At 64.1% G+C, this 13,421-nt stretch carries 14 protein-coding genes and 2 tRNA genes; 4 read left to right on the plus strand and 12 right to left on the minus strand.

What is annotated here, in order from left to right; translation table 11 throughout:
* Positions 1-11: 11 nt before the first annotated feature.
* The 5 genes from PD284_RS16560 to PD284_RS16580 form a co-directional block, all read right to left on the minus strand.
* The gene (locus PD284_RS16560) at positions 12-644 is read right to left on the minus strand and encodes a glutathione S-transferase family protein (protein WP_274629268.1); all 633 of its coding nucleotides are present in this window, start codon (positions 642-644) and stop codon (positions 12-14) included.
* A 176-nt stretch (positions 645-820) separates the two neighbouring features.
* The gene (gene tuf / locus PD284_RS16565; RefSeq protein ID WP_274629269.1) at positions 821-1,996 is read right to left on the minus strand and encodes an elongation factor Tu; all 1,176 of its coding nucleotides are present in this window, start codon (positions 1,994-1,996) and stop codon (positions 821-823) included.
* A gap of 320 nt (positions 1,997-2,316) precedes the next feature.
* The gene (locus tag PD284_RS16570) at positions 2,317-2,907 is read right to left on the minus strand and encodes a class I SAM-dependent methyltransferase (protein WP_274629270.1); all 591 of its coding nucleotides are present in this window, start codon (positions 2,905-2,907) and stop codon (positions 2,317-2,319) included.
* Positions 2,908-3,103: 196 nt separating this feature from the next.
* A tRNA-Gly gene (locus tag PD284_RS16575) sits at positions 3,104-3,177 on the minus strand.
* 55 nt (positions 3,178-3,232) lie between these two features.
* Positions 3,233-3,317 (minus strand) — tRNA-Tyr (locus PD284_RS16580).
* A 247-nt stretch (positions 3,318-3,564) separates the two neighbouring features.
* Here PD284_RS16580 and rlmB point away from each other — a divergent pair.
* Positions 3,565-4,422 carry a 23S rRNA (guanosine(2251)-2'-O)-methyltransferase RlmB gene (gene rlmB / locus PD284_RS16585; RefSeq protein ID WP_274629271.1) on the plus strand — a complete coding sequence of 286 codons (858 nt, stop codon included), beginning with the start codon at positions 3,565-3,567 and terminating at the stop codon, positions 4,420-4,422.
* A 248-nt stretch (positions 4,423-4,670) separates the two neighbouring features.
* Here the strand turns inward: rlmB and PD284_RS16590 are convergent, their stop codons facing one another.
* The 3 genes from PD284_RS16590 to gcl are packed head-to-tail and all read right to left on the minus strand — an operon-like array spanning position 4,671 to position 8,204.
* Entirely contained in the window at positions 4,671-5,558 is an 888-nt protein-coding gene (locus PD284_RS16590; protein ID WP_274629272.1) for a 2-hydroxy-3-oxopropionate reductase, read from the minus strand.
* 35 nt (positions 5,559-5,593) lie between these two features.
* Positions 5,594-6,403, minus strand: coding sequence for a 2-oxo-tetronate isomerase (gene otnI / locus PD284_RS16595; protein WP_274629273.1), 810 nt, complete (start codon positions 6,401-6,403; stop codon positions 5,594-5,596).
* A 19-nt stretch (positions 6,404-6,422) separates the two neighbouring features.
* Positions 6,423-8,204: a glyoxylate carboligase gene (gene gcl, locus PD284_RS16600; protein ID WP_274629274.1), complete on the minus strand. Its 1,782-nt coding sequence runs from the start codon at positions 8,202-8,204 to the stop codon at positions 6,423-6,425.
* Between the two features lie 198 nt (positions 8,205-8,402).
* Between gcl and bhcR the strand changes: the two genes are divergently transcribed.
* Together bhcR and PD284_RS16610 are read left to right on the plus strand one after the other, a co-directional pair.
* Positions 8,403-9,224 carry an HTH-type transcriptional regulator BhcR gene (gene bhcR, locus PD284_RS16605; protein WP_274629275.1) on the plus strand — a complete coding sequence of 274 codons (822 nt, stop codon included), beginning with the start codon at positions 8,403-8,405 and terminating at the stop codon, positions 9,222-9,224.
* A 61-nt stretch (positions 9,225-9,285) separates the two neighbouring features.
* The gene (locus PD284_RS16610; protein ID WP_274629276.1) at positions 9,286-9,747 is read left to right on the plus strand and encodes a paraquat-inducible protein A; all 462 of its coding nucleotides are present in this window, start codon (positions 9,286-9,288) and stop codon (positions 9,745-9,747) included.
* Here the strand turns inward: PD284_RS16610 and sciP are convergent.
* Positions 9,741-10,016 carry a CtrA inhibitor SciP gene (sciP, locus tag PD284_RS16615; protein ID WP_274629277.1) on the minus strand — a complete coding sequence of 92 codons (276 nt, stop codon included), beginning with the start codon at positions 10,014-10,016 and terminating at the stop codon, positions 9,741-9,743. The two genes, PD284_RS16610 and sciP, sit on opposite strands and share 7 nt — an antisense overlap.
* 183 nt (positions 10,017-10,199) lie before the next feature.
* Between sciP and mnmA the strand changes: the two genes are divergently transcribed.
* A complete protein-coding gene (gene mnmA / locus PD284_RS16620) occupies positions 10,200-11,390 on the plus strand; it encodes a tRNA 2-thiouridine(34) synthase MnmA (protein WP_274629278.1) in 1,191 nt (396 codons plus the stop codon).
* A 36-nt stretch (positions 11,391-11,426) separates the two neighbouring features.
* On the opposite strand, the gene PD284_RS16625 is transcribed toward mnmA, so the two are convergent.
* From PD284_RS16625 to PD284_RS16635, 3 genes are all read right to left on the minus strand, one after another.
* Positions 11,427-11,564, minus strand: a complete 138-nt coding sequence (locus PD284_RS16625; RefSeq protein WP_274629279.1) for a hypothetical protein — start codon at positions 11,562-11,564, stop codon at positions 11,427-11,429.
* Entirely contained in the window at positions 11,561-12,226 is a 666-nt protein-coding gene (locus PD284_RS16630; RefSeq protein WP_274629280.1) for an acyltransferase family protein, read from the minus strand. Before PD284_RS16630 ends, PD284_RS16625 begins: the two co-directional genes overlap by 4 nt.
* A gap of 123 nt (positions 12,227-12,349) precedes the next feature.
* Positions 12,350-13,303 (minus strand): Gfo/Idh/MocA family protein, encoded by a 954-nt coding sequence (locus PD284_RS16635; protein WP_274629281.1) that lies wholly within the window; start codon positions 13,301-13,303, stop codon positions 12,350-12,352.
* Positions 13,304-13,421 lie beyond the last annotated feature (118 nt).

Here is a 13,421-nt window from a genome sequence, read left to right on the forward strand (position 1 = left end):
TTCGGCCGGGTTCAGGCCGGCGGCAGGAACGGCTGACTGAGCTTCTGGAAGACCGGAAGCGCCTCCAGCCGCGCGGCATGGGCGGCAAGCGCTGTGTGCTTCGCGATCAGCGGCGCGAGATCCGGATGCGAATCGCCCAGATGCCGCAGCGCGACGGTCACGGCGATATCTGCGTGGCCGATCCTTTCCCCGAACCAATAGGACGTCGACGCGCTCTTCCGACTCTCTTCCAGCACTCCCAGCGTATTGGCGATCTGTGTCGTGCACCGTTCGACCCAGAGCGGCGACACGCCTTCCTTGTGCAACACCCTTTCGTAGAAGAGGCTGACCGCCTTGTCGGCGAGCCCGGTTGCCAGCGCCGCGATCCCCAGGGCGCGATGGCGCTCAGGCTCCGTCTGCGGATACATGCGCCGCCCCGCGGGAACCAGCCCGTCGACATAGTCGAGTATGACATGGCTCTCGACCAGAACGTCGCCGCTGTCGAGCACCAGCGTCAGCACCCTCAGGAGCGGATTGTATTCAGCCAGCCGTTCGGCATCACCGAAGGTCGACCATGGACGATGTTCGAACGGGATCTCGTAGAGCGCCAGCGCAATGCCGACACGGCGAACGTAGGACGAATCGTACTGACCGATCAGGATCATGGGCGTCGCTCTCCGGTTGACCGGACAGTGAAGGGTCGCGGGCTTTCCCGCAAGCGGGGACTCCACGGGTGCGGCCACGCCTCCTGCCGCGACCTGACAGCCCGAAGGTCGCGCTGACCGCCAAAAGAAAAGGGCGCCGCAGGGGCGCCCTTCCCGATCCAGACTTGTTCGCCGGATTACTCAACAATCGCGGCGACGATGCCGGCGCCGACGGTGCGGCCGCCTTCGCGGATGGCGAAGCGCAGGCGCTCCTCCATGGCGATCGGCACGATCAGCTCGACGTCGACCGTGATGTTGTCGCCGGGCATCACCATCTCGGTGCCTTCCGGCAGCGTCACCACGCCGGTCACGTCCGTCGTGCGGAAGTAGAACTGCGGACGGTAGTTGGTGAAGAACGGCGTGTGGCGGCCGCCCTCCTCCTTGGTCAGGATGTAGGCCTCGGCCTTGAACTTCTTGTGCGGCTTCACCGAGCCCGGCTTGGCCAGAACCTGGCCGCGCTCGACGCCCTCGCGGTCGACGCCGCGCAAGAGCGCGCCGATGTTGTCGCCGGCCTGGCCCTGGTCGAGCAGCTTGCGGAACATCTCGACGCCGGTGCAGGTCGTCTTCGAGGTCGGACGGATGCCGACGATCTCAAGCTCCTCGCCGACTTTGACGATGCCGCGCTCGACGCGACCCGTCACCACCGTGCCGCGGCCGGAGATCGAGAACACGTCCTCGATCGGCATCAGGAACGGCTTGTCGATCGGACGCTCAGGCGTCGGGATGTAGCTGTCGACGGCCTCCATCAGCTTGCGGACCGCGTCCTCGCCGAGCTCCTTGTTGCTATCCTCGAGGGCGGCCAGCGCCGAGCCCTTGATGATCGGAATGTCGTCGCCCGGGAACTCGTACTTCGACAGAAGCTCGCGCACCTCCAGCTCGACCAGCTCGAGCAGCTCCGGATCGTCGACCATGTCGCACTTGTTCAGGAACACCACGATCGCCGGAACGCCGACCTGACGGGCGAGCAGGATGTGCTCGCGGGTCTGCGGCATCGGGCCGTCGGCCGCCGACACCACCAGGATGGCGCCGTCCATCTGCGCCGCGCCGGTGATCATGTTCTTCACGTAGTCGGCGTGGCCGGGGCAGTCGACGTGCGCATAGTGACGGTTCGGCGTCTCGTACTCGACGTGCGACGTCGAGATCGTGATGCCGCGCGCCTTCTCTTCCGGCGCCGCGTCGATCTGCTCGTACGCCTTGAACTCGCCGAAGAACTTCGTGATCGCCGCCGTCAGCGACGTCTTGCCGTGGTCGACGTGTCCAATCGTCCCAACGTTCACATGAGGCTTCGTACGCTCGAATTTACCTTTGGCCATCGTCTCTTTCCCTGCACAGCAATGCTGATGTGGTTCTCGAATGCGGCGCGATTAGCGACTACGGCCTCAAAAGACAAGACCCAAGCAGAAGAGATGCTCGCGCCTGGACGTTTCTGGCCAGCATGGTCAAGCCGCAGTCCGTTTCGTGGAGCCGCAGATATGGGTATTCTCCTCGCCAGTTGAAAGGCCTGCCGGAAGCCCCTTGGATCAAAGAAAAAACTGCGACTGCCGGGATTGGCGGCCTTCAACCGCCACCGCAGTCGCGCGCCACGCCCATCATGTTACGCGCGCGTCTAAAGGTTGCGCAGGCACGGCAGCGCTCAGCGCGTCTTGCGGGCCATGAGCGTGTAGGCCTTGTGCAGGATTTCCAGGTCGTCGCGGTGTTCGTCGAGAAATCGGTCGATGCCCTGCTGCGGGCGGTTTTCCACCGGGCGGTGCAGACGCCACTCATAGTCGTCGAAGCTGACGATGCCGCCCGGCTTCAACATCGGCCAGCAGAGACTTGCATCGGAATAGACCTCCGCCGCCGTGTGTCCGCCGTCGATATAGATGGCGTCATAGCGATTGCCCGCGAGCGTGGGCAGCACGTCTTTCGAAAAACCCTTCAGCTTGGTCCAGCGGCCCGCATGGCCGGAAACCGCGACGTTGTGGTCGAACCGCGCCTCGTAGCCGGTCGCCTCGAAGAAATCCACGCAGGTCATCGTGGACGAGGGATCGGTGAGGATATTGTCGAGGAACCAGAGCGCAGTGCGCCCCTCGAACGTGCCGACCTCGAGGAAGTGGACGTTTGGCTTCCCTCGGAAGACGCCCAGATGCTCGTTCCAGAACGGAACATAGGGCGTGATATAGTCTTTAGTGAACCTGTAGCGGCCTTCGTCATCAGCCGTTGCGACCGTATCCGAGCCTTCCATACCGCCTCCCGCGGATCACCTCGCGAACCGGCGGCCCCACGACCGATCGACGGCTGCGACTGGACAACTGCATTCGACGCAAACGGCAAGCACGTTACCGTTACCCCGGGATCTGGATATTGTCGAAAATTCGCGTGCGGCGCCAGTCGTGTCGGTGACGATGCATCGATGAAAATCGAACTTTTTAAAGGTGAACTGGAGCGGGTGAAGGGAATCGAACCCTCGTATTCAGCTTGGAAGGCTGCTGCTCTACCATTGAGCTACACCCGCTTCGCTGTGTCCGGCAAGCTCCATCGGAGCTTGCGCGTGGCTCTCGGGCCGGCAGTGGTGGAGGAGGTTGGATTTGAACCAACGTAGGCTGAGCCAACGGATTTACAGTCCGTCCCCTTTAACCACTCGGGCACTCCTCCAGACTGCAGCCGGAGCCATGCAACGAGGCGTATTTCGCGCCCTTCGGCCGAACATCGCTGTCCGCCCGAACTTGCGAAGCGCCTTATGGCGACAAGGCTATTGCCTGTCAACCACAACGATGCGGGTTATACCAAATTGGCAAGCAGCCCGCCCCGGCGCTGTGGATGGTTTACATTTTGCCTCCGGCAGGACATCTCAGAGGCAGCCGCGCGCGGCGCATAGAAGCACACGTCCCCAGGAAGTCATATGAACGAGAAGAAGCCCGGAACGCCAAAGGACGCGCACTACGCAAAGCTTCGACGCGCCCACCGCGACCAGAAGGCGGGCGGACCGCCAAGGCATCGGCCGCGGCCGGATGTGCCGGCGGGTCCCGCTGCGGTCGACGGGCTGGTGCGGCTCTACGGCCTGCACACGGTGCGCGCCGCGCTCGACAATCCGCGCCGCACGATCCGCCGCATGCTGGTCACGCGCAACGCGCTGGAGCGGCTGGGCATCGCCGACGTCGCCGCCCTGCCCTTCGCCGCCGAACTGGTGGAGCCGCGCGACATCGACAAGATCACCGGATCGGAGGCCGTTCACCAGGGCGTGGTGATCGAAGTCGAGCCTTTGCAGGCGAAAAGGCTCGACGCGCTGGGCGACGTCTCGCTTGTCGTCGTGCTCGACCAGGTGACGGATCCTCACAATGTCGGCGCCATCCTGCGCTCGGCCGTCGCATTCGGAGCCGGCGCGCTGATCACGACGCAGCGCCACAGCCCGGCCGAGAGCGGCGTGCTGGCGAAGTCGGCGTCCGGCGCTCTGGAGCACATCGACCATATCGAAGTGCGCAATCTGGCCGACGCCCTTGATCAGCTGCACGAAGCCGGTTTCCAGACCGTCGGACTCGATTCGGACGGCCCCGCGGAGCTGGAAAGGAGTTTTTCCGGCGACAGGATCGCGCTGGTGCTGGGAGCGGAGGGCAAGGGCCTGCGGCAGAAGACGCGCGAGACGGTGACGACGCTGGCGCGGCTCGACATGCCGGGAGTGATCCGCTCGCTCAACGTATCGAATGCGGCGGCTGTGGCGCTCTATGCGGCGCGGCGATGGCTGGTGACGGGAGGCGAGTAGGGCTCGATCGCACGCACCGCGGGCTTTCCCGCCGCGCCCGCCCCGCCTGCCGTGAGGGTCCATCTCCCGGAAGTCGCATGGCAACCGGAATCACGGATGCCCCACATGGCGGCGCGCCATGCCAAACTGTCCAGGAGCCTCCGCATGGCCGTCGCGAGCGGCCTTGCCGGCGCTTAGGCCTAGAAATCGCAGGGTGCCTCGATGGGATCACTCGCCCGCACTGCGCGCGCCAACGGCCGGGCGCGAGACTACTCGCCCACCCGGTTTCCCGCCATCAGCTCGAGCGCCTTGACCAGCGCGGAGTGATCTTCCTTCGCACCGCCATTGGCAACGCAGGCGGAAAAGAGCTGCTGCGTCGTCGATGTGTTGGGCAGCGCGACGCCGAGCGACCGGGCCCCTTCAAGCGCCAGATTGAGATCCTTCTGGTGCAGTTCTATGCGGAAGCCCGGCGCAAATGTGCGCTTGATCATGCGCTCGCCATGCACTTCGAGGATTCGGGAGGCGGCCAGGCCGCCCATCAGCGCCTGCCGCACCTTGGCCGGATCGGCGCCGGCCTTGGACGCGAAGACCAGCGCCTCGGCGACGGCCTCGATGGTGAGCGCCACCACGATCTGGTTGGCGACCTTGGTGGTCTGGCCGACGCCGTTGCCGCCGACCAGCGTGATGTTCTTGCCCATCTTCTCGAAGACCGGCCTCGCCCGTTCGAAGGCATGCTCCGGCCCGCCCACCATGATGGTGAGCGACGCAGCCTTGGCGCCGACCTCGCCGCCCGACACAGGCGCATCGAGATAATGTGCGCCAGTCGCCTCGACCTTTTTCGCGAATTCCTTGGTGGCAATCGGCGAAATGGAGCTCATATCTATGACGAGCTTTCCAGGTGAAAGACCTGAGATCGCACCATTTTCTCCAAGGAGAACGTCCTCCACCTGAGGCGTATCGGGCACCATCAGCACGACGAAGTCCGTGGCCGCGGCGACGGCGCGATTGCCGGTCACGGCCTTCAGTCCCTTTGCCGTGAGGTCGCGATGCGGCTTGCTGCGGTGATCCGTGGTGATCACCTCATAGCCGGCGTCCAGCAGGTGCCCTGCCATGGGCGCGCCCATGATGCCGAGGCCGATGAAGCCGATCTTGTCCATCATTTTCTCCCAGTTTGAGGAGGGGCGTGCCGTCCTCATCTGCCAGCCGAGGCCGTGCGTGCCGCCTGTCTTGCGAATGCACTGAACCAGCCGAGCCCGACTTCCGTGCCCTCCTTCGGCTTGTATTCGGCCCCGACCCAGCCGGCGTAGCCGATGCGATCGAGGAAATCGTACAGGAACGGATAGTTGATCTCGCCCGTCCCCGGTTCGTGACGGCCCGGATTGTCCGCGATCTGGATGTGCGCGATGCGGTCGAGATTCTTCTCGATGGTCCGGGCGAGATCCCCCTCCATGATCTGCATGTGGTAGATGTCGTACTGGAAATAGAGGTTGTCCGAGCCGACCCGGTCGAGGATCGCCATCGCTTGCGCGGCGCCGGTGAGGAAGAAGCCCGGGATGTCGATCGTATTGATCGCCTCGACCAACAGCTTGACCCCCGCCTCTTTCAGCTTCGGCGCAGCATATTTCAGGTTTTCCACGAAGACGTCTTCCAGGACCGCGCGCTCGACGCCGACAGGTGCGATTCCCGCCAGGCAGTTGACCCGTTCGCAGCCCAGCGCCCTGGCATAGGCGATTGCCGTGTCGACGCTGCTGCGGAACTCTTCGACGCGATCCGGCAGGACCGCGATGCCGCGTTCGCCCCTGCCCCAATCGCCCGGCGGCAGGTTGAACAGAGCCTGCGTCAAGCCGTTGCGTTTCAGCCGTTCGGCGACAACTTCCGGCGGATGGTCGTAGGGCCCGACATATTCGACAGCCTCGAAGCCGGCGCGAGCGGCGGCATCGAACCGGTCGAGGAACTCATGCTCAGTGAAGAGCATCGAAAGATTGGCTGAAAAGCGTGGCATTGTGATTTCGCCCCCCCGATCAGTCGAGCAGCACGATCGCCGTCGGTGCGTCTTCGTTTTTTTCGGCGAGTTCCTCGAACTCGGTGATGCTGTCGATCTCGGCGCCCATCGAGACGTTGGTGACGCGCTCAAGGATGAATTCGAGGACGACGGGGACCCGATGCTCCTCCATCAGCCGCTTCGCCTCGGCAAAGCTGGTCGCGAACTCTTCCGGTCGGCGGACCCGAACCGCCTTGCAGCCCATGGCTTCGGCGACCGCGACATGGTCGACGCCGTATCCGGCCTGCGGATCGTTGGCCCTGTTGATGTTCTCGAAGGCCAGGCTGACCTCGAAATCCATCGAGAAACCACGTTGCGCCTGACGGATGAGGCCCAGATAGGCGTTGTTCACGACGACATGGATGTAGGGCAGCTTGTGCTGGGCCCCGACCGCAAGCTCCTCGATCAGGAACTGGAAGTCGTAGTCGCCCGACAACGCGACGATGTTGGCGTCGGGATTCGCGGCGCGCACGCCAAGCGCCGCCGGCAGCGTCCAGCCGAGCGGCCCTGCCTGGCCGCAATTGATCCAGTTGCGCGGCTTGTAGACATGCAGGAACTGTGCGCCGGCGATCTGACTGAGTCCGATGGTGGTGACATAGGTCGTGTCGCGGGGAAACGCTTTGTTCATCTCCTCATAGACGCGCTGCGGCTTCAGCGGCACGTTGTCGAAGTGGGTCTTGCGCTTCAGCGTCTTCTTGCGCTGCTGGCATTCGCCGACCCAGACTGACCAGTCGCGCAGCCTGCCAGCCGTCTTCCACTCGGTGGCGACGTCGAGCAGCATCTTGAGCGCGGCCCCAGCATCGGAAACGATGGCGAAGTCCGGTGCGAAGACACGGCCGATCTGCGTCGGTTCGATGTCGATGTGCACGAACTTGCGGCCGGCGGTGTATTTCTCGACCGATCCTGTGTGGCGGTTCGCCCACCGATTGCCGATTCCCAGCACGAAGTCGGACGCCAGCATCGTCGCGTTGCCGTAGCGGTGCGACGTCTGCAGGCCGCACATGCCGGCCATCAGCCGATGGTCGTCGGGGATGGATCCCCAGCCCATCAATGTCGGAATGACGGGAACGCCGGTGATCTCGGCGAACTCGATGAGCAAATCCGACGCGTCGGCATTGATGATGCCGCCGCCGGCCACGATCAGTGGCCGTTCAGCCTCATTGAGCATCGCCAGCGCCTTCTCGGCCTGGGCGCGGGTGATCGACGGCTTATAGGCAGGCAGCGAGGCGTAGGTGTCGATGTCGAACCCGATCTCGGCCAACTGGACGTCGACGGGCATATCGATCAGCACGGGGCCTGGACGCCCCGAACGCATCAGGTGAAACGCCTTCTGGAAAGCCATCGGCACGAGATATGGCTCCATCACCGTGACCGCCCACTTGGCGACCGGACCGGCGATCGCGGCGATGTCGACGGCCTGGAAATCTTCCTTGTTGAGACGTGCACGGGGCGCCTGGCCGGTGACGCAGAGGATCGGGATGGAATCGGCCGATGCCGAATAAAGCCCGGTAATCATATCCGTCCCCGCCGGCCCCGACGTGCCAAGGCAAAGACCGATGTTTCCGGCCTTGGCTCGGGTATAGCCTTCCGCCATATGCGAGGCCGCCTCGACGTGACGGGCCAGTATGTGACGGATCGAGCCCCTCGCCCTCAGCGCCGAATAGAAGGGATTGATGGCTGCGCCCGGCACGCCAAAGGCGGTGTTGACGCCCTCTTTTTCCAGCACGAGAACCGCCGCATCGACTGCGCGCATCCTTGTCATGACCCGATCTCCCGGTTCGACTGGAGGGAAGTCTCACACGGGCAGATGCATTTCGCAATTTTTTCAAAAAACTTTTTCGTTTTCAAATGAGAAACGTATTTGATTGTTTTCAAATCGTTTTTGTTTTTCAACATTGACGCCATTCCAACTTTCGAAAAAGTTTTTTATGCTCGGAGAAAATCAGGAGCGGCTCACCAAATGGAGACAAACGAGAAGCGCCAGCGTGGCCGACCACGCGCTTTCAACCCCCAGCCGGACGCCGGCGCGGTGCAGTCCCTGGACCGGGCGTTGCGCATCCTCGGGATCGTCGCCGCCAGGGACGGCCTGTCGCTGAGCGAGGTCGCCGCAGCGTCCGAACTGCCAGCGTCGACTACCTACCGCATGCTGACCACGCTCGAGGCGCATGCCATGGTGGAATTCGACAAGAACGAGCAATTATGGTCGATCGGCGTCGGCGCCTACCGCATGGGCGCCGCCTTTCTGCGCCGACGCAAGCTGGTCGACCGCGCGCGCCTCATCATGCAGGAGATCATGGAGAAGACGGGCGAGACGGCCAATCTCGGCGTCGCCGAGGACGATTGCGTGGTCTTCGTCAGCCAGGTCGAGACCCACCAGGCGATCCGGGCGTTCTTCCGGCCGGGCACCCGCAGCCCGTTTCACGCCTCCGGCATCGGCAAGGCGATATTGGCGCACCTGCCGCCCGAGCGCGTCGCCTCTATCCTGCGCAGGGCAGGTCTCGAAGCCTTCACCGACAAGACGCTGTCGACTGGCCCTGCCCTGGCTTCCGATCTTGCCGCGATCCGCGCGCGCGGCTGGTCAGTGGATGACGAGGAGCGTCACCCAGGCATGCGCTGCATCGCAGCCGCCATCTTCAACGAATTCGGCGAACCCATTGGAGGCATTTCGGTTTCCGGCCCGACGATCCGCGTGACCTCAGAGCGCGTGTCCGAGATCGGGCCGCGCGTCCGCGACGCCGCGGCCGCCATCACCGCCATGATCGGCGGGCATCGGCCTGATTAGCGGTCCAGCGAGCGGGGGTTCCGACATCATGCCGCCATCATCGCACAGCCAAGACATTTCGATGCGCACCGTCGTCCCCGCCTTGCTGTTCCTGGCGACCCTCTGTTTCGGGCTGGGGATCGTGCTGCCGCTCCTGCAGGTCGATCGGCTCTATGTGTTCATTGACGAGCCGTCGCTCGCCGGCATCGTCGCGAGCCTGTGGACTGGAGGCGACAGGGCGCTGGCAGCGGTCGTCGCCCTGTTTTCCATCGTCTTCCCTGCCGCCAAGCTGGCCCTGCTCAACGTCTGGGCCTATGCGGGGCGGGAGGCGCACGATCGCATCCCGGAATGGTTCCGGGCGCTTTCGAACTGGTCGATGCTGGACGTGGTGCTCGTGGCGCTGGTCATATTCGCCGCCAAGACCAGCGGCTTCGCCACGGCTTTCACCAGACCGGGACTCTGGTTTTTCACCGCTTCGGTACTGTTGACCGTCGCGGCGTCCTACGTGCTGAAAAGGCAGAAACTTTTAGACCAAAGTCAATGACGGTACTGCTGGATGCGCGTGGTCCTGAGACCCGCGAGGCCATATTCATCGATCGAGGACTGCCAGGACAGAAACTCTTCCGTGGTCAGCTTGTAACGCTGGCAAGCCTCCTCCAGGCTCAGCAGTCCGCCGCGCACCGCAGCCACGACTTCCGCCTTGCGGCGGATGACCCAGCGGCGTGTGTTCGACGGCGGCAGATCGGCGATCGTCAGCGGGCTGCCGTCCGGCCCGATGACGTATTTGACACGCGGTCTAACGAGATCGGTCATCGTACTCTCTACAAAACCAAGACCCAATCACGCTCAACTTACCGTGACAGCTTTAAAAATGCATAAACCGGATCAAGCTTCGGGCAAGGTTGCCAAATCCTCGGTCGACGTGGCGGGAACGCCTCGCTTGACCTATATTGGCGGCGCATGCATGAAGCCGCCACGGCAGGAACCGCAAAGCCCATGAACAGCCTCGACCTTCCCAACCGACCCGAAGACACGCGCGTCGTCGTGGCGATGTCGGGCGGCGTCGACTCCTCGGTCGTCGCCGGACTGATGAAGCGCGAGGGCTATGACGTGGTCGGCGTGACGCTGCAGCTCTACGACCATGGGGCCGCCGTTCACCGCACCGGCTCCTGCTGCGCCGGCCAGGACATCGACGACGCCCGCCGGGTGGCCGAAACGCTCGGTATTCCCCACTACGTGCTCGACTACGAGGAGCGTTTCAGGAAGGCGGTCATTGACCCGTTCGCCGAAAGCTACGTCGCCGGCGAGACGCCGATCCCCTGCGTGTCGTGCAACCAGACGGTGAAGTTCGCCGACCTGCTGACAACTGCACGCGAGCTCGGCGCGGACGCGCTGGCGACCGGCCACTATATCCGCAGCCGCCCCAACGGGGCGCATCGGGCGCTCTACCGCCCTGTCGACGCCGACCGCGACCAGAGCTACTTCCTCTTCGCCACGACGCAGGAGCAGATCGACTACCTGCGCTTCCCGCTGGGCGGCATGTCGAAGCCGGAGGTTCGCGCCATCGCCGAGGAAATGGGCCTGACCGTCGCCGCGAAGGCCGACAGCCAGGACATCTGCTTCGTGCCGCAGGGCAAGTACTCCGACATTATCGCGAAGCTGAAGCCGACGGCCGCAACCCCCGGAGATATCTTGCATATCGACGGCCGGGTGCTCGGGCGTCATGAAGGAATCCTCCGCTACACGATCGGCCAGCGGCGCGGTCTGGGCGTCGCCTCGGGAGAGCCGCTCTATGTGGTCCACCTCGACGCCGAACGCGCCCGCGTGATCGTCGGCCCGCGCGAGGCCCTGGAGACCCACCGGATCTTCCTGCGCGACATGAACTGGCTGGGCGACGGCGCCTTCGCCGCTATTCCGGCCGAAGGCCTCGAAGTCTACGCCAAGGTTCGCTCCACGCGCCCGCCGCGCCCGGCCGTCCTGCGCCATGCCGATGGTCGTGCGTCGGTGGAGCTTGCCGATGGCGAGGCCGGCATCGCGCCGGGCCAGGCCTGCGTGCTCTATACCGACGACGGCAACGAGGCCCGGGTACTCGGCGGCGGCTTCATCGAGCGTTCGGAGCGCGGGGCGGAAGCAGAGCGGATGCTGTCGAGGCTCAGGACCCTGCCCGTCACGACGTCGGTCGCCTGAGCGCCGCCCAGAGAGCGACGGCATCGACGCACCCGTTCAGGCGGTCTCGTAACGCGTGCCCGAAGCGCGGCGACTGATCCGGCGCTTCCTGTAGGTCGCCATCGGCGCCTCGATGAAGTGGTAGGTCGCGATCGCGAGGGGAAAACTCAGCGCGAACGTGACCGCTGCAGTCACGGGCCACGCCTGGGTTTCCCGCAGCACATAGGCGATCGGGAAGTGCCAGAGATAGAGCGCATAGGACCATCGGCGTGTGCATCGCCACGGCTGCGCCAAGCAGCAGCCCCCGCTAACCGGGAGTCGAAGCGGTGGTAGCTGAACTTCGGGTCGGAAAACACCTCGTAGGACGCGTATCGCCACACGCACGCCGCGGCAAAGAGGCCGAACACCCAGCGCGCCGGGTGCTCCTTTCTGAGCAGGGGCGCCAGCAGGATCGGCCAGATCAGATAGAAGTGCTCTTCGACCGCGAGGGACCAACTGTGAGCGACTGGCCCGGTCGGGTTGAACGGTATCACGATGTCACCCAGATAGAGGGCGGCGACAAGGACCTGTTCCGGCGCGGCGATGCCCAGCGCCAGCATCATCGCCAGCATCGCGTAGAGTGGCGGCGTGAGACGCAAGAACCTGTTGCGATAGAAATGCAGCAGATCGACGCGTCCGTAGGACTTGATCTCCTCGACCAGGATCGAGGTGATCAGATAGCCGCTGAGCACGAAGAACAGGTCCACCCCGAAGGATCCGCCCGAAAACCCCGGCACCTTGCTGTGCATCGCGATCACCGGAATGATCGCAACGGCCCGCAAGCCCGTTATCGCGGGATTATAGCGCACGTCGCCCACTCAACCCTCGATCGCGCAAGATAAGGGCGACGCCTTTAAATTGCGTTGAGGCGGCCGAAGTCGCGCCAATGCGCGGTTACGCCCTCCGAATCGGGCGGCTGACCGCCAGACGCATGCGCAGACTCAGTCGTGCGTGACGGTTCCCGCAGTCAGGATCCTCAGCACCATGATCGCCTCTTCCCCCGTGGTGCGGGGAGTGTCGCGCGTCTCGATGCAGCGGATGAATTCGTGAAGCTCTCGGGTCAGCGGCATTCCCTGCGCGACGTCGATATAGGTCGGCTCGTTGGTGGTGAACGCCCATTGTCCGCTGTCCATCCAGACCGCGTGGCGGTAGACGGCGAGCTTTTTCTCCCACGGCTCGACGTCGTCGAACACCGCCATGGCCTTGTTGCCGACCACCGTCAGCCGCCTCTCGCGGTAGGGGTTGAGCCTCGAGGTGAAGAGATGGCTGCGCAGGCCGTTGGGGAAGCGCATGTGGAGATGCGCAAAATCGCTCAGATTGTCGAGCAACGCTGCCCCCTCACCCCGCACCTCAAGCGGCGCCGTGCCGGTGATGGCCAGAATCATGGACAGATCGTGCGGCGCGAGATCCCAGAGCGCGTCGTTCTCCGTGTGGAACTTCCCGAGGCCCAGCCGGTGCGAATGGATGTACCGAACTTCGCCGAGCTCCCCCTTGTCGATCAGCTCCTTCAGCTTCTCGAAAGCCGGGTGGAAGCGCAGCACATGCCCGACCATGAAGATGCGCCCGTTTGCCGCGGCGGCCGCCACCGCGCGTTCGGCGTCGGCCACCGTCAGCGCGATCGGCTTCTCGACCAGCACGTCCTTGCTGTTCTCGACGGCGCGGATCGCCGATTCGGCGTGGAACTGGGGCGGCAACGCCATGACGATGGCGTCGACGTCGTCGCGGGTGAAAATCTCGTCCGGAGCAATGGCCAGGCAGTCATGATCGCTGGCAAAACCCTCCGCACGCGCAGCATTGGCGTCGGAGACGGCATGGAGGGCGCCGAGCCCTTTAAGGGTGCGGATGTGATTGGATCCCCAATACCCGCAACCCAGCACAGCGATACGCGGCTTCATTCGAAAAACAAGAAATGTCCGAAAACTAGGTTGGCGGAGACATAGCGGCGCGGCGGTCCGAACTCAACCCCGACGACGACTGGCATCGGAGGATGGAGCAGGACGCGGCTCAGCGGAT

The sequence above is a fragment of the Mesorhizobium shangrilense genome (assembly GCF_028826155.1).
Lineage (GTDB): Bacteria > Pseudomonadota > Alphaproteobacteria > Rhizobiales > Rhizobiaceae > Arvimicrobium > Arvimicrobium flavum.

Excerpts from the sequence above, each read along its gene's own strand:
- PD284_RS16560 (WP_274629268.1), bottom strand. The coding sequence starts at position 644 with ATGATCCTGATCGGTCAGTACGATTCGTCCTACGTTCGCCGTGTCGGC.
- tuf (WP_274629269.1), bottom strand. The coding sequence starts at position 1,996 with ATGGCCAAAGGTAAATTCGAGCGTACGAAGCCTCATGTGAACGTTGGG.
- PD284_RS16570 (WP_274629270.1), bottom strand. The coding sequence starts at position 2,907 with ATGGAAGGCTCGGATACGGTCGCAACGGCTGATGACGAAGGCCGCTAC.
- rlmB (WP_274629271.1), top strand. The coding sequence starts at position 3,565 with ATGAACGAGAAGAAGCCCGGAACGCCAAAGGACGCGCACTACGCAAAG.
- PD284_RS16590 (WP_274629272.1), bottom strand. The coding sequence starts at position 5,558 with ATGGACAAGATCGGCTTCATCGGCCTCGGCATCATGGGCGCGCCCATG.
- otnI (WP_274629273.1), bottom strand. The coding sequence starts at position 6,403 with ATGCCACGCTTTTCAGCCAATCTTTCGATGCTCTTCACTGAGCATGAG.
- gcl (WP_274629274.1), bottom strand. The coding sequence starts at position 8,204 with ATGACAAGGATGCGCGCAGTCGATGCGGCGGTTCTCGTGCTGGAAAAA.
- bhcR (WP_274629275.1), top strand. The coding sequence starts at position 8,403 with ATGGAGACAAACGAGAAGCGCCAGCGTGGCCGACCACGCGCTTTCAAC.
- PD284_RS16610 (WP_274629276.1), top strand. The coding sequence starts at position 9,286 with ATGCGCACCGTCGTCCCCGCCTTGCTGTTCCTGGCGACCCTCTGTTTC.
- sciP (WP_274629277.1), bottom strand. The coding sequence starts at position 10,016 with ATGACCGATCTCGTTAGACCGCGTGTCAAATACGTCATCGGGCCGGAC.
- mnmA (WP_274629278.1), top strand. The coding sequence starts at position 10,200 with ATGAACAGCCTCGACCTTCCCAACCGACCCGAAGACACGCGCGTCGTC.
- PD284_RS16635 (WP_274629281.1), bottom strand. The coding sequence starts at position 13,303 with ATGAAGCCGCGTATCGCTGTGCTGGGTTGCGGGTATTGGGGATCCAAT.